Origin of the sequence: Maribacter aestuarii (assembly GCF_027474845.2) — a bacterium.
Taxonomy (GTDB): domain Bacteria; phylum Bacteroidota; class Bacteroidia; order Flavobacteriales; family Flavobacteriaceae; genus Maribacter; species Maribacter aestuarii.
Genome location: NZ_CP107031.2, coordinates 739,482 through 757,446, shown reverse-complemented (window position 1 = coordinate 757,446; position 17,965 = coordinate 739,482). Strand labels below are relative to the sequence as shown.

The following is a 17,965-nucleotide window of genomic DNA, read 5'->3' as shown; positions in this document are numbered from 1 at the left end:
AGGTAACCATTATTCTGTCAGCAGGGTAATGTTCATTTCTATATTCTTGTCCACAAGCGTCCTATCGGACCAACTGCCCGTGTAGGCAATATCCCATTCATATCTGTTGATGGTAAACTTTGTGGCGAATGTGTCGTTTTCATAGTTTGCGAAAAACTCAATATGTCTAGTCACATCCTTCAAGGTTAGGAATCCTGCAACTTTTAGGCTGTCAGCAGTTGTTTGATCAATGATTGTAATCTGGAACTCAGCGTTTGGATGTTTTTCCACGTCAAAAAAATCCTGACTTTTTAGGTGGTTGTTCAAGTTGTTCCTTGGAATGGTTTCGTGCTCCGGAATATCCGTTACTAGTATGGTGGTCATGTCTACCACAAATTTACCACCTACCAATTGCCCACATTCACTTATTAAATAACCGTTTTTTAAATCGATTTCACCTTCGTGCTTTCCCGCTCCTCGCATTTTTGTTCCTTTCCAATGAATGTTCGAATTTACCTTGTCAATATAAGTGGTATCCCCATCAATCAATGCTGTGGGTTTTAATTTCGTATTTGTTATCGTCGCTTTTTGAGCCTTGGAATTGTGTCTCCCCATACAAGAAATAAACAGCGACAATATCAAAATTACGAGCATCCTATTCATACTTGGGAATATTTAGGCCTAAAATGATATCACGCGTGCCAACCCAAATACTATCTTTCCGTATAAATTGGATAATACCACTTCCTCCTCTATTTTTTAATCTTTTTCTTTTTTCTGATGTTAGAAGCGGGTCGTTGTCAAATACAAAATCATCTATGTAATACGGTTCTGGAATTTTTTCTTCCTTAATCGTGACATGAATGTGGGCAGGTTCATCCCTGCTTGGATAACTGCCTGGTTTTATGGTGTAGATTGAATAGCTTCCTAGCTCGTCGGTCCTTAGCCAACCTCTAATGTAGCCATGGGTTTGGCCCAATTTGTTTTTGGGCATGTTCCTTTCTTCATCTTCTTTAATAGCGTAAACCCCACTGGGATCTGTTTGGTAATAGTAGAGAACGATATTTGATGCCGGTGTTTTACCGTCTGTTTTATATACTGTTCCCGTTAGCAGGATTTTCTGGCCTTTTTCGTCGAATGCAGGACTAGTGTCGGTTGACAATAAACGTTCTGGTATTTTGTGGTAAAACGGTGGCGATTTGTCAAAATCATCACTTAAAATATTTATCTGTTCATTTGGAGTTTGTGCATGGCAAATGGACAAGTTCAGCCAAGTTAATAGTAGTATCCCTATTTTAAATAATCGTAGCATTTTTGAAGTTTTCCAATAAATGTAGGTGATAAATCATATGATCACGCAACAGATTTGAGACACCTATCTAAGTGGAGGGAATAATAGGTTTACTGGAGTAGTTGATGCCAATTGTTCCTGTAGTGCCTGCTTAACCTGATGATTTGACCGTTCTCAAGTTTCGCGTCGTAATCCCCATTATTTCTGGATTTTAGTTCTTTTAGGTACGTAACGTTTATGATTGCTGAGCGGTGCACTCTTAAAAAAATGGCCGGGTCCAATTCAGATTCAAATTCTTTTAAACTCTTGTTGTCAAGAAATTTTTGGTTGTTCGTACAAACCTTAACATAAGGCTTATCCGTCATAATAAGCTGAATTGTCGCTGTTGGAATAGTCATGATTTTCCTACCGATTTTAAGCTTTGTTTTTTCGGAATAGTGATGGAATATGTTAGTTTGCTTGTGTTTAGAAATAAAAATTGCAGGAAAAATAGTGTACCACAATAGGACGATGTAGAATTGATTGGAAAGGGCAGTATTAAAAATAGCAGAAAACCGATGCGGAGGCGTAAACACTAAATTAATTACAGAAAAGAATAAAGCTGTAAAAAATAGAATATGGATAAAGCTAAAAGCGATTCCAGCGACTAGATTTAAGGGTAGTTTGCCCACTTTGTTCTTGGGATTAATTTTTCTGATAAGTCGGTTTATTGAAACAGAAAAAGGGATGAACAAAAGCCAAAACGTATTGTAAAGCATGGATTCCGATATATAAAACCCCGTTTGCTTTATGTAACTGTAAATGTAGTCTTGAAGTACCGCTGACAGGAAAACAACGCCTACAAGAAAAAAATACAGCGGTATTTTACCAACTTTTGGAATTTTAAATTTCTCCCGTATGTAAACGGTTTGTTCCATTGTCATTTTCAGCTTAGGTAAAATTGCCTTAGCAAACAATCTATTCAACTATACTGTGTTTTGAAAAGTCTTAGAAAGCTGTTTGCCCTAGTCCTAAGTTAGTAAATATCCAGGATTTTTGTTTGAGGGATTCTCAAGAATGATTTATAGCCGCTGTTGTGCTTTCGTTAGTTTTTTAATTCGTTATCAACTTGTTTGATGCGACTTTCAACTTTTTGTTTTAGTTGTTTACAACGATTGAACTACGGACACTACGTGGGCAAACTGGCGTTTGCTTTTCGCCTTGCACATAGCGAATTCTTTTTGTTTTGTTTTTTATTGTTTAAAGCAAAATCCTAAAGATTTTACGGACTTCGTGAAAATATAGAATAACTTTTCGTCTAAGCCTTAAGCCCTATTTATAATTGGTCCAAACGTTCATAATTATTTTTCCGTTTGCTTTAAAACCCAATCCATAAGTTCATTTTTATTTATTGCATCCCAAGTTGATTGGGTATTCTTGATTGCTGATAAATTATCATTGGGTTGTAGAACAATTAATTCGGTATTCTTATTTCCTGCCAGTTCCAACTCGGCTAAAAAACCAACTATATCTGTCGAGTTATTCTCATACAAGGTTCTTAATTGTTTAGTTAGCTTATATTTTATGGCAGGTTCTATATACGCTCTAATAGCGTAGTTTTTGTAAGTCTTAACGTTTCTATTTTTTTCATCGAAGTAGCTGTATGCTGAGAAATTGTGATAACTCTCTGGATTATTTTTGGGCGTACCTTTCAAATGTGTTTCCAACAAATAATTTATGAATTTCGGTTCCCAAAGGTCAATTCGGTTAATTCTAATATCCCGTTCATGTTGATACCATTTTCTCGTAAAATCTAGCGTAAAATTGCAAATGACGATGCCTTTTACGTTGAGTTGAAACTCAAAACCGCCCTCTTTCATAAATTTAATATAGCGCATCGCTCTATGTCCTACTAAACTTGCTCCTAAAAAGAAAATGTTCTCATTCGGTAAATTATGTGTTTTAAAAACCTCTCTAATTAGCTCATGGGTAGAAACCATAGATGATTTTGAAAAATAAAAGTCTAGAGGAATTTCTGTTGAAACTGACAATACCGCAAAATCTTTTTCAGATGCTTGATTATACAGCTGCTTGGCGCTCCTATTCTTTTTGTCATACATGGAATCCTCTAGAAAAATGAGCACCCCTTTAACTTCCTTGTTTTCCGGAATCATTAGCGTATAACCTTTTTGAATAAAAGGCAAAAAGTCTTTTTCGCCCGATCCAACTCTAAGGCTAACATTCTTTGCGGGTACGTAATTTTCAACAATTTGCTGTGAAAAAGACTTAGTACTTATAAAGGTAGTTACGAGTAAAAAGAATAACTTAAAATGTATTTTCAATTTTGATTGGTTTAACTACGTACAAGTATTGGATTAAGGTTCGTTCTCGCCTCCGATGACCAGGTCTCGGCGTGGGAGAGGAAGGCACAAGAGTCCAAAGGACAATCCATGCGAACCTAAAGATAGCTTTTTTGCATATTATTTCCGTTTAGGAAATCCGTAAGCAATTAATTTTAGGCATAGTAACCAAAATGCTTTTCTCCGTTTGAGTTGTTCGTTTTAACGTCGTTCGAATGAAGTTCATCTAGTGAACTAACTAAAAAGTCCATTTGCCCAGGCGGCAACTAAAGCTATTATTTTAAAAATCCCATTGTTAAATGCATGAAAACAAATAGCCAATATTATACTAGAACTTAGTCGGATATATGAATATACTAAACCCCCCAATATTCTAGGTAGAATAATAATAGGTGAGAATAATAGGACCTCTGTAGTTATTTCATAGTTTTTGAGATGTAAAAAGCTAAATATAAACAAGAAGATATAGAAAATAGCAAGCTTATTTTTAAACCATAACTCTCGAAGTATGGTTACTCTTTTTGGTCGTAAGTAAAAATAAAACAAAGTTCCACCCCCTACACTAGATACAAAGCAATATAGATATTCTATTTCTCCAAATATTCGTAAAATTGCCAAGTTCAAACCCATTAAAGAGATAATAAGATTCCATTTGGAAAATTTTAAAGGTAGTCTATAAGTCAACTCTTCTATTATTGGTGCATAAACCGCCATCATGAATAATATTTCAAAATCGCTAGAATTTGCAAATCTTGACTTATTCATATTAAATGGTATTTTAAATATGTCTAGCGATTCTAAAAGGAAGGCGAGACCAAATGTGCATATTTTGAAAAGCACTAAAATTAAGAGCATTTTCAATAAGAAGAGTATTAGTTCTTTGTTGCTCCTTTCTTTTTTATTTGCAAATCCAGTTTTTGCTAGATTCCAAATGTTTTTTAGTTCTGACAAATTTTTCTTAAAATGTTTGGTAACCACAGCGCTAAACACGACAGCTACACAAGCAGTGGGCGGGTTGTTGCGTTGGCATTGATTTCTACGAAAATATAACAAAATCCATCCAACTATGTGACGGATAGCTATCTTCCAGTCGGATTCGCTCCATAGTTTGCCAACGAATCCGCTTGAGCGGACGTATGCTTGTGGGATTCCGTGGTATTGGGAGTATAATTACAGGGCCACCGAGCGGAGCGACCTATGAACACCCGTAAAATAATAAGTAGCAGTGAATAAATTACTTTTAGTGGCCGTTCATGTCGGTTTTGGTTTGATGCCCAACGGAGGTGATGTCGTTTAGGGCTTCCCATGGGGTAATCCGGTTTATCGCTGTGGTTCAGGTCAATGTACTTTGCGGGCGGGAGTGCGCAGCACGGAGCGATTAAAGTTCACCGAAGGTGTTCCGAGCGAAGCGAACACACGACGACCACGAAGTGGTTTGGCTAACTGACCTGAACGACCTTAATAAAATACATTTCATTGTATTTTATCTTTTGTTAGCATCTTTTTAGTATTTTTTCATTTGTGGTGATTTGTTATCGCTTCTGGAGAAAGCTCTAAAAAACGGGCAGCATTATTATATAGAATGTCTCTTTTCTCTTCTTCGGATAAAAATGGGGCTTCTTTAATCGTCCTAACTGCAATCGAAATAGCCCCTGGCCATAACATCTGATCCGTTCCAAACATGATTCGTTTTCCAAATCCAGCATCCATCAACTGTTGTAGTGCAGTGTAGAACGCTTCCTTTGGGAGTGCCCAGTTCAGGACTCCAATGTCTGTGTACAATTTAGGATAAATGTACATCATGGCTATCGTTTCAGAAATGTAAGGCCACCCGGCATGTGCTAAGAAAGCTTTCATTTTAGGGTGTCTGACCAACACCGGCTCAAACAGCGTTGGTTTGCCAAGTGTGGTTCTGAATTTTGGGGCAAAGGTGTGTGGTCCACCTGGAGGACCTAATCCTGTGTGCAAACAGATTGGAATACCATTATCTTCTGCAACTTGGTAGTATGGTTTCATCATTGGGTCATCCGGTGAAACACCGGCATATTGAAGCCCCAATTCTCCGAGAACATTGACTTGATTATTATCGAAATATAGCTTGAGAGAGTCTGGACTTAAAATCGGTTTGCCATCATCCCTTGTTTGAATACCCGTAATAAATAATCCGGGTCGGGATTGTTGCCATGTTTCAAGTGCTTTTACTGAAGTGCTACTTGTAAGTGCCAACTTGATATTATTTTTCTCAATCTCATCAAGTACCATTTGAAGATGAATCGCTGCATTTTCCGGTGAACTAAGTGCTTGTGAATAAGATTCACCTGCCCAGGAAGCTTTCACGTTTGGAGGAATTTCTTGATAGGCATGAAGGTGAATATCGATAATGGGTAATTGGGGTTCTTGCGCGAAGCACTTAATATTTATCGCAATTAACAGAATAAGAAAAAGTTTTTTCATGGTTTAATTCCTAATTGATGCTACGGTAAATATAACAAACGTTGCTATCCCGAAGGGTATCTATGTTTTGTTATATAGTGTTGTGTGTAGGTTGTTTTCATTCAGCAAATACATCATAATGAGTTACTTTTTCTTCAAATTCAAGTAAATAATCTTTATCCCGATGATAGTATTTAGCTATTTCATAATCATCTCCTGCAAAATTTTGGATTACATCTAGATTTTCCCAAAAAGTTATCAAGTTGAAATGAGCAATATCCCCTTCAATTCGTCTTAGAAATGTCAATTTTATAAATCCTTTGGTCTTTTTGTAATCCGGAATAGCCTCAGATTTCATAAAGTCAGTATACTCTTCAAAATGTTCGGCTTTAGTTTTTCCGTGCCATATTCTTGCTATCATATCCTTAATTTAATGTTCATTCCCTTTATAAATCCACATTGGTTCTGTTTCACCAGCTCTTTCAAAACCCACTTTTTGGTAAAAGTCAATGGCTTTTCCGTCAGCGGTTTACATCTGCATATGAAATTCTTTATACTTTTCCTGTATTTTAGCAACAATCATTTGTCCGATTCCTTTTCCTTTATGATTTGGGTGAACTAATAAATATGGATAGTAAACGACTAATTGACCATCAGAAATTGCGTTACCAATCCCAACCAATTCGTTACCACTCCATGCAGAAATAAGCGAATGAGAATCCATTAGAGCATTATATAATTCAACAGGTTTGTTGGCGGAACTCCATTTGTTTGCTCTATATAATTCGATTATTTGTTCCTTGTTAATATTTTTAGTTTCCGAAATCTTAATTTTCATTATTTAGTTTACGGTTTTAGATACTTACACACAACTACAGCGATAAACATGACAGCTGCGTAGGCAGTGGGCGGGTTGTTGCTTTGGTATTGATTTCTACAGAAATATAACAAAATCCGTTCAACTATGGTGCGGATAGCTGTCTTCCGATTGGATTCTCTCCATAGTTCCTCAAGGAGTCCGCGTTAGCGGACGTATTCCTGTGGGATTTTATGGTATTGGGAATATAAATTACAGGGCCACCGAGCGGAGCGACCGATGAACACCCGTGAAATAATAAGCAGTGAATAAATTACTTTTAATGGCCGTTCATATCAGTTTTGGCTCGATGCTCACCGGAGGTGATGTCCTTTAGGGTTTTCCTTGTGTTAATCCGGTTTAGCCATGCGAAGTATCCCGAAGGGCATTGCGTATAGGTGTAGTTGTGAGCAGTTTTTTTAATTTTCCATTTGTATAATTAGTTTCCCCTTCAATCCTCTTTTTTCAATTAGTTTATGTGCTTCTTTTGCGTCCTCTAATTTGATGGTTTTGGATATAAGGGGCTTTAGTTTCTTTTCCGAAAGAAGTTTAAAAAGCTTTTTTAAGTCACTTTCAAACCAATCACGATGCTTTTTATGCCATGAACCAATGGAGTAGAAGTTGGTAGAAGGCATCCAAGGGGCAAAATTCCATATTTGAACACGTAAAAAACTCTTTATCAAGTCCATTTTCGTTTTTGCATTGTAGGCTCCAAAAGCCACTAGTTTGCCTTTTTTGTTAAGTGTTTTAATAGAACGTTTGAAGTGGTCTCCACCAAATGGGTCAAATACTGCATCAAGTCCATTTGGTTCCAAATTCGTGACTACCTGAACAAAATCTTCAGACTTATAGTCAATTGGTTTACAGCCTAATTCTTTTAAGATGTCATGCTGATCCACTAATGCAGTGCCGTACATTTTCAGCTTTAAGATAGAGCCAATTTGTAATAAGGCACTACCAACTGCTCCTCCAGCTCCGTGAATAAGAATTTTGCTTCCTTCTTTAACTTTAACTGACCGAGTTAGCATTTGGTAAGCTGTCACATATGAAAGTATCATTGAGACTGCCTCGGTCGAATTCACATTTTCTTGTACGGTAACTAGTCGCTTAGCAGGTAGAATAATGTATTCTGAGTAAGCACCGATTACGGTCAGTTCTGCCACTTTTTGACCTACTTTAAAATCAGTAACTCCAGCACCTAGTTTGTCTACAACTCCAACCATGTCATAACCTGGCGTAATGGGAGGCTTCTTTTTAACATCAGGATAAATACCTCTGCGGATTAACGTGTCAGTAAAGTTGATACTAGTCGCTTGCACTTTAATCCTTACCTCACCTTGATTGGGTTCTGGAAGTCTTTCCGCTGTTTCAACACCTAATACCTCAGGACCTCCAAATTCGTTAAAACTAATGTATCTGTAGCTCATTATGGTTTGTCTTTTAATTGCCCACAACTACAGCGCTAAACACAACAGCTACGCAGGCAGTGGGCGGGTTGTTGCGTTGGCATTGATTTCTACAGAAATATAACAAAATCCATCCAACTATGGGGCGGATAGGTGTCTTCCGATTGGATTCTCTCCATAGTTCCTCAAGGAGTCCGCGTTAGCGGACGTATTCCTGTGGGATTTTATGGTATTGGGAATATAAATTACAGGGCCACCGAGCGGAGCGAACAAACGACGACCACGAAGCTAGAGCTTTTGGTTATTCTTTTTCTTTTTTTGTCCAAAGCTAAATCCATAAGATTTAGCGACATCATAAATATACACAGACCTTTCGACTTTGTCCTCAAGTCCGCATTAAGCTTAGGCCGTGTTGTAAAGAGTTATTTTAAGAGAGCTTGTTTGAATTCTAATACTTCTGAAAGATAAATTTCGTTCAAAAACTCATTGTAAACATCGTCTCGTTTGTAATCTATATTTTCTACTGTTTTAAGAATATGTTCTGTTGCTTTTTCGATCTGTCCAAGTTTTTGATAAGATTTTGCTATTCCAAAGTAGGATTCAGGTATGTTTTTCGATTGTATTAATGCTCGTTGAAATTCACAAATCGCTTTTTCGTAATTCCCAAGTTCATATTCACATAGTCCCAAATAAACGAAACTGTGAATATCTGCCCAGTCTTCTTTTTGGTTCTTGATATTGCGATTAAATAATTCAATAGCTTTTTGATAGTCCCTTTTTCCATAATAGCATTCTCCTCTCAAAAAGTCAATGTCTTCTCCCCAAGGCGCATCAACAACGTTTGGTGTAAGGCTGTCAAGTCTTGCAAAGTCCATCAAAGCTTTGTCGTAGTCACGCATTTTTCTTAATCTAATCCAACCTCGATATCCCAAATGTTTTTCTGGTTCTAGCTCTACGGCTTGGTCCAAATACTCGAACCCTTTTTTGAAATCTCCAGCTTCATTAAACGATACGGAACGCTCCATCCAAGCATCGCTATTATCTTGATTAAGCTCAATAGCTGCATCATAAGCATGCGCACCTAATAATAAGTCTGATTTTTCCCCGTCGGTTTTTGTATTCCACCAAATTGCAACTCCGACAACTACTAATAGGATTAAAGAGCCTAGACCAATGAATAAATATTTAAAAAATTTCTTCAATTTTTCCATTTTTAATTTTTAACCTTATTGGGTTATAGGTTCTATAATCTTTCTCTCTTTTCCAATCTGTTAGTCCAACTGCGATTTCCTCAAGACCTTTAGCTAACTTTCCGTTATTAAATTCCGTACTCTCATAATTTTCGTCGATTTGGAATGTTTCAATAGCGCAGAATTTCCCCGTTTTCGAGATATTAAGTCTTAATGTTATGAATCCGTTACTCGGTGTGATATTAGTTTCGGCTAATTGAATTTCTTTAAAAACCTTTCTTAAAGTTGGGCTTTCTCCCTTAAATCGGCTATTTATTCCATACAACCAATAGGGCTTTGTCTCTTCGTCACATTCATTTTTTTCCTGTGAAAAGGATAATAATGTTAAGAGTATTAATATGAGTAAACTTTCTTTCATTTAGACGTTTATAAGTTGATTCAAATCTATTTCTAATATAAGAGTAATGAAAAGCTGAATGAGTAAACCAGCCTTTTGAATTAGTAAACAAGATTTTTAATAATTGTGTACAACGGTCTCGGCTATGAGTAGTTGCGGACTTTTCCAACGCAAAGCGTTCGCCCACAATTAATCATACACCTAGTTAGCAAACGTTTTTTTTATTCCATCGTAGTTTTCCACTCTTATTTTTCCATTTGTTGGAATCATATTTTGCCACACCCAATTGTAATGTCTGATAACTTTTTCGGCGCTTATATGAGGTCTTTCTCCTGTAGTATGTCCGTCCGCAACTACGGTTATGTTATAATCTTTTGTCAGGGCAGATTGAATCGTGGATTCTACGCAAAAATCTGTTGCACAACCAGTAATTAGCAATTCCTGCGTTTTCAATTCTGTAAGTTTGTCCTGAAGTTCAGATTTGTAAAAAACATCGTTTGCGTATTTATCCAGTCGAATGTCTGTCGGTTTGATTTTAAGTTCATCTAACAATTCCCATTCCCAAGTATTCTTTTCAAACTCTCCAGCCCCACTTCCATCGTGTTGGATAAAAATCACTGGAAAGTCCATTTTTCGGAATAATTCCGCGAGTCCGTTTATTCGGTTTACAACTCCATTTGTATCAAATCGAGGAGTTTGAGGCGTGAAAGAGCCTTTTTGCATATCAATTACCAAAAGGGCTTTTTTTGTTTTCATCAGTTTGATTTAAATGTTTGCTAACGTCTCAGCTATGGCAAGTAGTGAAGGCAAGGAAACTTTTCGTTTCCGTCTTCGTACGAAGCTAAACCTTATTGTTTAGTTTTTTCTTTTGTTGTCCAAAGCTAAATCCATAAGATTTAGCGACTTCATAAATACACACAAACCTTTCGGGAAGCCTATAATAGCTATGTTTTATATACGTTATTGTAGCAAGTTTTTATTTGCAGTTTTTGTAAAATGTTTGACGGTCAATTTCTGGTACTTCTGGCATTTTTTCAATCAAGTCTTTTTCTAAATCGGTTTTTAGTTGCTCGAATGGAAGCCCATAAACCTCTTCAAATTTTCCAAATCCACCTTTCCAGACTTGTTCAAATTGGTCTACACCGTAATTTGCTAAAAGATATTCGACAATGTAAGCTGATTGATGATATGCGAAATTTTCGGGTTGCTTATAAAAATCCGCTTTGAGCAGGTCAATCGAAATTAGTTGGTCGGTTTCAAGAAAGTATCTGTAAATCTGTGCGACAGTCCATCCGCTACAGTTGTTTTCCGCAAATGTGCCAAGGCCTTCGTTCATCCAAGTTGACGATGCTGGTGGATAATTCCATTCCAACATTGCAATTAAATGCATTAACTCGTGTTTAATAGGTGGTCGAGTGCTGTCATTAGCAACAACGTAAAGGGTTTTGATGTGTGGATAAGCACTTCCACTTGGCGTGTTACCAGTTAGTGGTATCATTGCCTCTCTACTCGGTAAAATTCTTATGAAAATTGTATCGTTGAATTCTTCAAGTTTGATTAGTTCGCTGTCATATTTCATTGCTTCAAAACACTCGCTTACAAGTCTTTCTCGATTTTCATTTGCAAATCCGTTTTCTGGAAAAGTGAAAATTATATTGTCAATTTGCTTTTCTATTTGGCTTACTGTTTTCCAGCCGTCTTTTTGATTTGGTTTGAAGTTTTCTTTTCGTTCATTACATCCTATTATAATTATTGCAAGGCTTAAAAAGGACAGAAATTTTAAAGTATTTTCCATAGTTTAATGGTTTGGTCAAAATGTGCTACAACGGTCTCGTGTATGGCTTCGTTGCTGAAAATGTCCAACGGACTTTTCCTCCATTGCCCTAATTTAGCGAATCAGGCTGGATTTTCCATCTGGAAAATCCGAACGCAATGAGCTATACACAATGTTGTAAACAGTTATTTTATTAGATATATAGTCCTTTTGTACTTTTCAAAGTTTCTTAAGTCCACTTGTGAATAATTTGGATTCTCTGATGAATAGTACACATCAACTTCATATCCAAGACATTCTTTGTTTTTATAGCAATCAAACCTTTCAACTCCCACAGTTCCAACATATTTTTCATCATTTACATAATATTCGTAATCAATCGAATAACGAGCCATGTTGATAAATTCGAAGTCCACTATTTTTCCTACTACGTGTTTTTTATTCGTTTTTACATTGTAGTCTTTGATAAAATGGTAAGCAAGAGTGCCTATGATGGCCATGAAAATAAGTCCTAATACGAACTTGTCCCAAAATGGTTTTTCCTTAAATTTTTGTAGTAGAGTTTTTTGTTTATCCAAAATATTTCAGGAAAATTTTATAATTGTTTACAACGAAGTAATATAGATCATATGATCTATATATATTTTATATGGCGAACTAAGATAATCTTTAAATTTATGTCCAATTCATTCATAATTAATTGAGTATAAGCAATAGTCGCAAAATATGCGTTTACAATTGTTTATAGTCGATTAAGCTATTTTAATCGGCTAGCATTATAGGTTTTAATCCAAAATTACTGTTATCGGCCAGCCCTCAAATTGCTGGGCGTCCGGATGCGTCACATCCACATCGCGGGGCCAGCATTCAAAAGTTACGTTGTTATTTTTCTTATGAAAACGAATTAATCCATAACCACTGCCATGCGAAGGGTTTTCGGGATTCACATAGGCCATCATGGTAATCTTATTGTGAAACCCATCCAAGTAATTACCAGTCCAAGGTAAAGTGGTATCGGGATTAGGGTTTTCTCCTGCTTTTTCGTCTTCTGGCCACCACCAGCGGCTATAGTAATCGTTAACAATGGCGGGCACCACAAACGCCCAAGGGCCGTCACCAAATTCATCTAGTCCCTGTTTAATGACCGTGGCCAAATGCTGGTCGCCCGCAATGTGTACTGCTTTGGCTTGTTGTATCAGTTTCAAGGCTTTTAACCGCCCGGTCTGTGGCCAACCGTTACTATCCAAATCCGCATGTAGCCGATTATCTAGGGTGCCATGAATGTGCGCCCCGCCACAAAAACCGGTTTGGGAAAGCACCACCTTAATGGCGCCCTCATTTGTTCGGCCCCATTGGTCCAAAAATTCAAGTTGCCGGTCTCCCAGTAATTTGAGCCCAGGAAGGTCAATGGAAGCGGGATCGTAATCTGGATTTCGTATATGGTCGGGACGGGGTCCTTGTTGCGGAATTTTCCCCTCCGGTCCAGATTTGAATTTTCGGTCCTCCAAAATAGCGAAGTCTACGCCCCCTAAAAGCAGATTGGTGTAATAGACTCCAATACCCTGTTCAATTGGGGTAGGGTCAAAGGGATCGGGGAGGTGTGCCGTTTGGCACCGCTCTACCATCTTTACGTATTCCGGATGGTAGCGGTAACCCCCGTCCGGGCTGCCCGGAGTAACGGAGACTTTTCCATTTTCTCCCCAAAGGTTTCCCTGTCCAATATCATGGTCATCGGGAATGGTGATGCAGGGACGGTGACGAAACGTCTCCCTAAACTGTAATCCAAATTTGAGCCATGCGGCCGTATGTTCCGTATGGTCATAGGATTGATCGCCCGCAAAGAACATAAGGTCCGGATTCTGGTGATTTATATTGCGCACATAATATTCCCGCATTCCGCGATCTTTGTTGCTATTGCACGAGAGTGCCGCCAAGGTTATTTCTTCCTTTTCTTTAGGGTTTTTGCGAATGGTGCCTTCATAAGACGCGTTCTTGCCATGACGGAGCCGGTACCGGTAATCCTTTGCGTCATCCCAATTTTCTATACGGAATAGGGCGGACCAGCCCAAATCGTTTATTCGTTGCCGCTGAACTTCCTCCCAATTACCACTTTTTAAAATTTCTAAGGAAACGTCCCTTGTCTCTTCCGGATATAGGGGGTATAATTGTGCGCTCAGTTTTAAGGTAGTATTGGAAACGGTATAAATGCCAAAAGCGATGACACTATCCCGCGGTACTTTTAAATTGATGATGGGATTTTCACCTCTGTTCCACCAATCGTTTATGGCCAAGGTATCTATTTCTGAGAATGGAGCCGTAGTAGGTGGAATTCTTTCTGTTTTCTTTTCGGTACAACAAATAAAAGTTAAGGCGATACTTAACAGAAGAATAAGCTTTTTCATGGGAATGCGTGTTAGAAATTGTAAACTATGCGAACTAATGAACCATTTAAATATACTACTTTAGGGTATGGCTATGAAAAGTGAAGGAGTACAAAAATTAATATTAGTTTACAACGCCGATTCCGGTGTTAGAAATCTTATCGTAGATGGTGCGCATAAAATTTTAAGTCCGTCCACCTACGCTTGTAATCTCTGTGATATTACATTTGGGAATTTTAGGGAAAACAAGATTTGGAAAAAGTTCCGAAAACAATTGGAGGCTCAGGCAACGGAGCTGGAGTTCCTACACAAAGATGAATTTGCAAAAGCATACAAATCCAAGTTCGGCTATAAATTCACTTTCCCTATTATTTTGGTGCAAGGGAATGATTTAGAAATCTTCGTAAGCACGGACGAGCTGAACGAACTGAAAAATGCCGAAGGCCTTATTGCTATTCTAGAAGAGCGGATGTAAGTTCCCCGCCTTGGTTAAATGACAGGGAATACATAACTAGAAAGACCTTTTGTTATTGTACCTTATCGGCTATCCAAACTGAGAGAAAATCTCTATCCACTGCATGGGTGGTGCCATAAAGTTTACCGTTATCGTAATAGAAGGAAGTATTGTAGTCTCCTGAATTATCTCCTGAGGTTAATGCGGCATATATTATTCCCCGCTGTGTATTAATTTGTCCATTTTTAAGCTGAACTCCCTCTCGATAAAAAATACCTTCCATTTTATTGTCTTCAACACTTGTAATTCGCATTAGGGCAAAATTATTGTCGTCTTTGGTTTGTGGACTCATGTCAAGTTTCCACTCGCCCAAAAGGACCTCTGTATTTGTCTCTTTATTGTCTTGGGAAAAGATTGAAATGGTTAAGGAGAAAAAAATAAAGGCTACTGCTATTTTTGTTTTCATGATTTATATATTTTTAATTTTCTCAAACCTAGGACTTCTCACTACGGATTACGCCCCAATTTCAAAATTGAAACCACTTATAAAGATGGCATAGGTGCCAAATAAGAAAATGAAACCTTAAAAAGAAGTCTTTAGTTCGCTAGGTGAGATGCCCAAATGTTTCTTTACTGCTCTATTGAAAGACGATTTAGAATTGAACCCTGCTTCAAAAGCCAAGCTTAGAAGAGTGTATTTAGAGTTTTCTGATTGCTGTAATAATCGCTTTAATTCGTCCACCCTTAATTCATTTATATAATCTGCGAATTTTTTGCGTTTAACGGTGTTTAGACATTTGGTCAAGAGATATGGTTTAACCTCCATTTTTGAAGCCAAAGTACTCAGCGTAAGTTCAGGATTTTTAAACCATTTGTTTTGTTTCATTGTCAAATCCAAGTCGTTAGCCATTTGTGTTAATTGACGTAGTTCTTCATTGGAGACTTGCGATTTTAAAATCTTAACATCCTTTCTTTTGTAGCCTTCTAGACCTAGCCAATAGGTGAGCCCAGATATCCCTATAAAAAATGGGTAGTAGTAAAATTGTGTAAAATAAAAATAGGAGGTAAACTGAGCCTTGTTTATGAATACGAAATCAACCAGAAGAATGGTCAGCACAATCGAGAAATATACCTTGAATGAAATTATAACCCTTTTAAGCCAATTCATGCTGCCACTGGAAATAGCGCCCTTAAGACTTTCAGTTTTCAGTAGTTTTTGAGCCTTAGTAGTATAAATAATGATCAGAATGCTAGCCACAAAATAGATAGTTGAAAGGTTCATCCAGACTACATATCCCCAATACCCCAACCATGACAAACTTTCACGGGTACCGTCCCAATAGAGGTTTTGTAATCGCACGAAAATACTGAATCCTATTTGTATAAGGAAAGGGACCAAATGTAGTATATCTTTTTTCCTGAACTTAAAATAGGGAGTTAGGTGAGCCTTTAGATAGAAATAAAGCAGCGGTCCGTGAATCCAACTAAAATCCAACATAAAATAGTACCAGGTGTCATACCGCCCTAGACCAAATAAGCGTAAAATTTGAATTAACAAGCGATAGGAGAGAAAGAATAAAATTGTCGCTAGGAGCCTGTTCGCCATTTTATTCTCCTTGGTGCTTTTCATTAAAATACCTCCATAAATTAGCCCTTGGACACAGCCAATAGAAAGTAGTATAATGATTAATGTAGTGGTATTGTTCATCTAGGATTGAAAAATAGGTATTTTCAAAAATAGATTTAAATATTGAAATGTAGTCGGTAGGTGCGCTGAGCTGACAAATTTAGATGTAACTATGGGTTGAAGCTAATACATGAGGTCTAGTCTAGACTAATCTATTTCTTGGTGGCCTCAAAAAACTGAAGGTTTATGCCATCGATGTATTCAAGAAGCTCGTCCCGCCCAATTTTTTTACTAGATGAGGTGACGAAATGTTGTGGCGCTTCTTCCCAGGCACCAGAAAGCAGCTCATTGATGTAGTTTTCTACATGCTTTTCAATGGCAAGAGGCTTTAATTTGTCGGCCTTTGTAAATATGATGGCAAAGGGTATGCCGTTCTCTCCCAACCATTGCATAAAATCCAGGTCTATCTTTTGGGGTTCGTGGCGTATATCTATAAGTACAAAAGAGCATACGAGCTGCTCCCGTTGCAAAAAGTAGTTCGTAATGTATTTCTGAAAAATGTTCTTGTCGCGCCTAGAGACTTTGGCGTAGCCATAACCCGGTAAATCTACCAAAAACCAATTTTCATTGATTTTGAAATGATTAATGAGCTGGGTCTTTCCTGGCCGACCGGAGGTCTTTGCCAAGCTTTTACGCTCTGTGAGCATATTTATCAATGAAGATTTCCCAACGTTGGACCTACCGATAAACGCATATTCGGGTAGGGGTTCGTTCGGACATTTGGCAACATCGGAATTGCTCATTACAAAGTCGGCCGACTTTATTTTCATCAAAAAAAATTTAGAAATTTCTCTTTTCCAACCAAGCGTCCAATATGGCATTGAACTCCTTGGGATGTTCCATCATAGGGGCGTGCCCACATTCGTTGATCCAGAAAAGTTCGGAATCCGGCAGCAGTTCATGAAAGAGTTCCGCTACGTCGGGAGGGGTTACACTATCGTTCTTGCCCCAGATAATACACGTAGGGGTTTTCATCTTTGGCAGGTCCTGAGCCATGTTGTGGCGTATAGCGCTTTTGGCTATGGCCAAAGTCTTCACCAGTTTTACCCGGTCGTTAACGGTAGCAAAAACTTCGTCGACAATTTCCTTAGTGGCAACGGCGGGATCATAAAATACGTCCTGTGCTTTTTTCTTAATGAACTCATAGTCCCCCCTTTTCGGGTATCCATCGCCCATAGCGCTCTCATACAATCCAGAACTTCCGGTAATGACTAGCGCTTTGACCATTTTGGGATAGAGCTTCGTGTGTAGTAAACCAATGTGGCCGCCCAAAGAGTTACCTAAAAGAATAACATCTTTAAGTCCTTTGTGCTCTATAAACTTTTCAAGAAATTTTGCAAAGTTCTTTACGTTGGTCTTAAGCATGGGCATATCATAGATGGGTAGCTCGGGCACGAAAACTTTGTAGCCTTTTTTCGGGAAATAATCGGTTACCCCGTGAAAATTGCTCAATCCGCCCATAAGGCCGTGCAGGATGATTATAGGAGTACCTTCTCCTTTTTCAATATACTTGAATTTCCCGTCTTGTAGTATTTCGTCTTCCATTCAGAATGGTGCTGATCTTTGGGCAAATATAGACAATTACCCGTAATGGGATTCCACTCATTATACAGGTATCAATTTTATGCAGTAACTATTTTTCGATGGGTTAAAGCACTCAAAGGGGGAGAACGAACCCATTTAAAGCACACAAAATGACTAAAATGATGCAAAATCTGTCAATTTTATTAACAAAGTGTTTTTTAGTGGTAAAATGTGGTAATAATATTTATATATTT

At 37.8% G+C, this 17,965-nt stretch carries 20 protein-coding genes; 1 reads left to right on the top strand and 19 read right to left on the bottom strand.

Annotated elements, in window-relative coordinates; genetic code table 11:
- Window positions 1-9: 9 nt before the first annotated feature.
- The 15 genes from N8A89_RS03330 to N8A89_RS03260 all read right to left on the bottom strand — a co-directional run bounded on the left by N8A89_RS03330 (window position 10) and on the right by N8A89_RS03260 (window position 14,067).
- Window positions 10-642 carry a YceI family protein gene (locus N8A89_RS03330; protein ID WP_281540975.1) on the bottom strand — a complete coding sequence of 211 codons (633 nt, stop codon included), beginning with the start codon at window positions 640-642 and terminating at the stop codon, window positions 10-12.
- The gene (locus N8A89_RS03325) at window positions 635-1,291 is read right to left on the bottom strand and encodes a dioxygenase family protein (protein WP_281540974.1); all 657 of its coding nucleotides are present in this window, start codon (window positions 1,289-1,291) and stop codon (window positions 635-637) included. The genes N8A89_RS03330 and N8A89_RS03325 overlap by 8 nt, the downstream gene beginning before the upstream one ends.
- A gap of 89 nt (window positions 1,292-1,380) precedes the next feature.
- Window positions 1,381-2,187: a LytR/AlgR family response regulator transcription factor gene (locus N8A89_RS03320; RefSeq protein WP_289644936.1), complete on the bottom strand. Its 807-nt coding sequence runs from the start codon at window positions 2,185-2,187 to the stop codon at window positions 1,381-1,383.
- 423 nt (window positions 2,188-2,610) lie between these two features.
- The gene (locus N8A89_RS03315; RefSeq protein WP_281540972.1) at window positions 2,611-3,591 is read right to left on the bottom strand and encodes a hypothetical protein; all 981 of its coding nucleotides are present in this window, start codon (window positions 3,589-3,591) and stop codon (window positions 2,611-2,613) included.
- A 252-nt stretch (window positions 3,592-3,843) separates the two neighbouring features.
- Window positions 3,844-4,560: a CPBP family glutamic-type intramembrane protease gene (locus N8A89_RS03310; RefSeq protein ID WP_281540971.1), complete on the bottom strand. Its 717-nt coding sequence runs from the start codon at window positions 4,558-4,560 to the stop codon at window positions 3,844-3,846.
- 564 nt (window positions 4,561-5,124) lie between these two features.
- Window positions 5,125-5,946: an amidohydrolase family protein gene (locus N8A89_RS03305; RefSeq protein ID WP_289644935.1), complete on the bottom strand. Its 822-nt coding sequence runs from the start codon at window positions 5,944-5,946 to the stop codon at window positions 5,125-5,127.
- 214 nt (window positions 5,947-6,160) lie between these two features.
- Entirely contained in the window at window positions 6,161-6,463 is a 303-nt protein-coding gene (locus tag N8A89_RS03300) for an antibiotic biosynthesis monooxygenase family protein (protein ID WP_281540969.1), read from the bottom strand.
- Between the two features lie 108 nt (window positions 6,464-6,571).
- The gene (locus N8A89_RS03295) at window positions 6,572-6,880 is read right to left on the bottom strand and encodes a GNAT family N-acetyltransferase (protein ID WP_281540968.1); all 309 of its coding nucleotides are present in this window, start codon (window positions 6,878-6,880) and stop codon (window positions 6,572-6,574) included.
- A gap of 437 nt (window positions 6,881-7,317) precedes the next feature.
- Window positions 7,318-8,325, bottom strand: a complete 1,008-nt coding sequence (locus N8A89_RS03290; RefSeq protein ID WP_281540967.1) for a medium chain dehydrogenase/reductase family protein — start codon at window positions 8,323-8,325, stop codon at window positions 7,318-7,320.
- Between the two features lie 401 nt (window positions 8,326-8,726).
- The gene (locus N8A89_RS03285) at window positions 8,727-9,515 is read right to left on the bottom strand and encodes a tetratricopeptide repeat protein (protein WP_281540966.1); all 789 of its coding nucleotides are present in this window, start codon (window positions 9,513-9,515) and stop codon (window positions 8,727-8,729) included.
- Window positions 9,490-9,912, bottom strand: a complete 423-nt coding sequence (locus tag N8A89_RS03280) for a hypothetical protein (RefSeq protein WP_281540965.1) — start codon at window positions 9,910-9,912, stop codon at window positions 9,490-9,492. The genes N8A89_RS03285 and N8A89_RS03280 overlap by 26 nt, the downstream gene beginning before the upstream one ends.
- A 180-nt stretch (window positions 9,913-10,092) precedes the next feature.
- A complete protein-coding gene (locus tag N8A89_RS03275) occupies window positions 10,093-10,647 on the bottom strand; it encodes an isochorismatase family protein (protein ID WP_281540964.1) in 555 nt (184 codons plus the stop codon).
- A 220-nt stretch (window positions 10,648-10,867) separates the two neighbouring features.
- Complete coding sequence (locus N8A89_RS03270; protein ID WP_281540963.1) at window positions 10,868-11,686, bottom strand: peptidase MA family metallohydrolase; 819 nt, start codon at window positions 11,684-11,686, stop codon at window positions 10,868-10,870.
- 164 nt (window positions 11,687-11,850) lie between these two features.
- Complete coding sequence (locus N8A89_RS03265) at window positions 11,851-12,243, bottom strand: hypothetical protein (RefSeq protein ID WP_281540962.1); 393 nt, start codon at window positions 12,241-12,243, stop codon at window positions 11,851-11,853.
- 207 nt (window positions 12,244-12,450) lie between these two features.
- Window positions 12,451-14,067: an alkaline phosphatase D family protein gene (locus N8A89_RS03260; RefSeq protein ID WP_281540961.1), complete on the bottom strand. Its 1,617-nt coding sequence runs from the start codon at window positions 14,065-14,067 to the stop codon at window positions 12,451-12,453.
- A 67-nt stretch (window positions 14,068-14,134) separates the two neighbouring features.
- Between N8A89_RS03260 and N8A89_RS03255 the strand changes: the two genes are divergently transcribed.
- Window positions 14,135-14,521: a GTPase gene (locus tag N8A89_RS03255; protein ID WP_289644934.1), complete on the top strand. Its 387-nt coding sequence runs from the start codon at window positions 14,135-14,137 to the stop codon at window positions 14,519-14,521.
- Between the two features lie 52 nt (window positions 14,522-14,573).
- Here the strand turns inward: N8A89_RS03255 and N8A89_RS03250 are convergent, their stop codons facing one another.
- From N8A89_RS03250 to N8A89_RS03235, 4 genes are all read right to left on the bottom strand, one after another.
- The gene (locus N8A89_RS03250) at window positions 14,574-14,966 is read right to left on the bottom strand and encodes a hypothetical protein (protein WP_281540959.1); all 393 of its coding nucleotides are present in this window, start codon (window positions 14,964-14,966) and stop codon (window positions 14,574-14,576) included.
- 117 nt (window positions 14,967-15,083) lie between these two features.
- Window positions 15,084-16,208, bottom strand: a complete 1,125-nt coding sequence (locus tag N8A89_RS03245) for a helix-turn-helix transcriptional regulator (protein ID WP_281540958.1) — start codon at window positions 16,206-16,208, stop codon at window positions 15,084-15,086.
- Between the two features lie 131 nt (window positions 16,209-16,339).
- Window positions 16,340-16,957 carry a ribosome biogenesis GTP-binding protein YihA/YsxC gene (gene yihA / locus N8A89_RS03240; protein WP_281540957.1) on the bottom strand — a complete coding sequence of 206 codons (618 nt, stop codon included), beginning with the start codon at window positions 16,955-16,957 and terminating at the stop codon, window positions 16,340-16,342.
- A 10-nt stretch (window positions 16,958-16,967) separates the two neighbouring features.
- On the bottom strand, window positions 16,968-17,732 hold the full coding sequence (locus N8A89_RS03235; protein WP_289644918.1) for an alpha/beta fold hydrolase: 765 nt from the start codon (window positions 17,730-17,732) through the stop codon (window positions 16,968-16,970).
- Between the last annotated feature and the right edge of the window lie 233 nt (window positions 17,733-17,965).

What these genes read in the sequence shown, in the direction of transcription:
- N8A89_RS03330 (WP_281540975.1), bottom strand. Translation starts at nt 642, where the DNA reads ATGAATAGGATGCTCGTAATTTTGATATTGTCGCTGTTTATTTCTTGT.
- N8A89_RS03325 (WP_281540974.1), bottom strand. Translation starts at nt 1,291, where the DNA reads ATGCTACGATTATTTAAAATAGGGATACTACTATTAACTTGGCTGAAC.
- N8A89_RS03320 (WP_289644936.1), bottom strand. Translation starts at nt 2,187, where the DNA reads ATGGAACAAACCGTTTACATACGGGAGAAATTTAAAATTCCAAAAGTT.
- N8A89_RS03300 (WP_281540969.1), bottom strand. Translation starts at nt 6,463, where the DNA reads ATGATAGCAAGAATATGGCACGGAAAAACTAAAGCCGAACATTTTGAA.
- N8A89_RS03295 (WP_281540968.1), bottom strand. Translation starts at nt 6,880, where the DNA reads ATGAAAATTAAGATTTCGGAAACTAAAAATATTAACAAGGAACAAATA.
- N8A89_RS03290 (WP_281540967.1), bottom strand. Translation starts at nt 8,325, where the DNA reads ATGAGCTACAGATACATTAGTTTTAACGAATTTGGAGGTCCTGAGGTA.
- N8A89_RS03285 (WP_281540966.1), bottom strand. Translation starts at nt 9,515, where the DNA reads ATGGAAAAATTGAAGAAATTTTTTAAATATTTATTCATTGGTCTAGGC.
- N8A89_RS03280 (WP_281540965.1), bottom strand. Translation starts at nt 9,912, where the DNA reads ATGAAAGAAAGTTTACTCATATTAATACTCTTAACATTATTATCCTTT.
- N8A89_RS03275 (WP_281540964.1), bottom strand. Translation starts at nt 10,647, where the DNA reads ATGAAAACAAAAAAAGCCCTTTTGGTAATTGATATGCAAAAAGGCTCT.
- N8A89_RS03270 (WP_281540963.1), bottom strand. Translation starts at nt 11,686, where the DNA reads ATGGAAAATACTTTAAAATTTCTGTCCTTTTTAAGCCTTGCAATAATT.
- N8A89_RS03260 (WP_281540961.1), bottom strand. Translation starts at nt 14,067, where the DNA reads ATGAAAAAGCTTATTCTTCTGTTAAGTATCGCCTTAACTTTTATTTGT.
- N8A89_RS03255 (WP_289644934.1), top strand. Translation starts at nt 14,135, where the DNA reads ATGGCTATGAAAAGTGAAGGAGTACAAAAATTAATATTAGTTTACAAC.
- N8A89_RS03250 (WP_281540959.1), bottom strand. Translation starts at nt 14,966, where the DNA reads ATGAAAACAAAAATAGCAGTAGCCTTTATTTTTTTCTCCTTAACCATT.
- N8A89_RS03245 (WP_281540958.1), bottom strand. Translation starts at nt 16,208, where the DNA reads ATGAACAATACCACTACATTAATCATTATACTACTTTCTATTGGCTGT.
- yihA (WP_281540957.1), bottom strand. Translation starts at nt 16,957, where the DNA reads ATGAAAATAAAGTCGGCCGACTTTGTAATGAGCAATTCCGATGTTGCC.
- N8A89_RS03235 (WP_289644918.1), bottom strand. Translation starts at nt 17,732, where the DNA reads ATGGAAGACGAAATACTACAAGACGGGAAATTCAAGTATATTGAAAAA.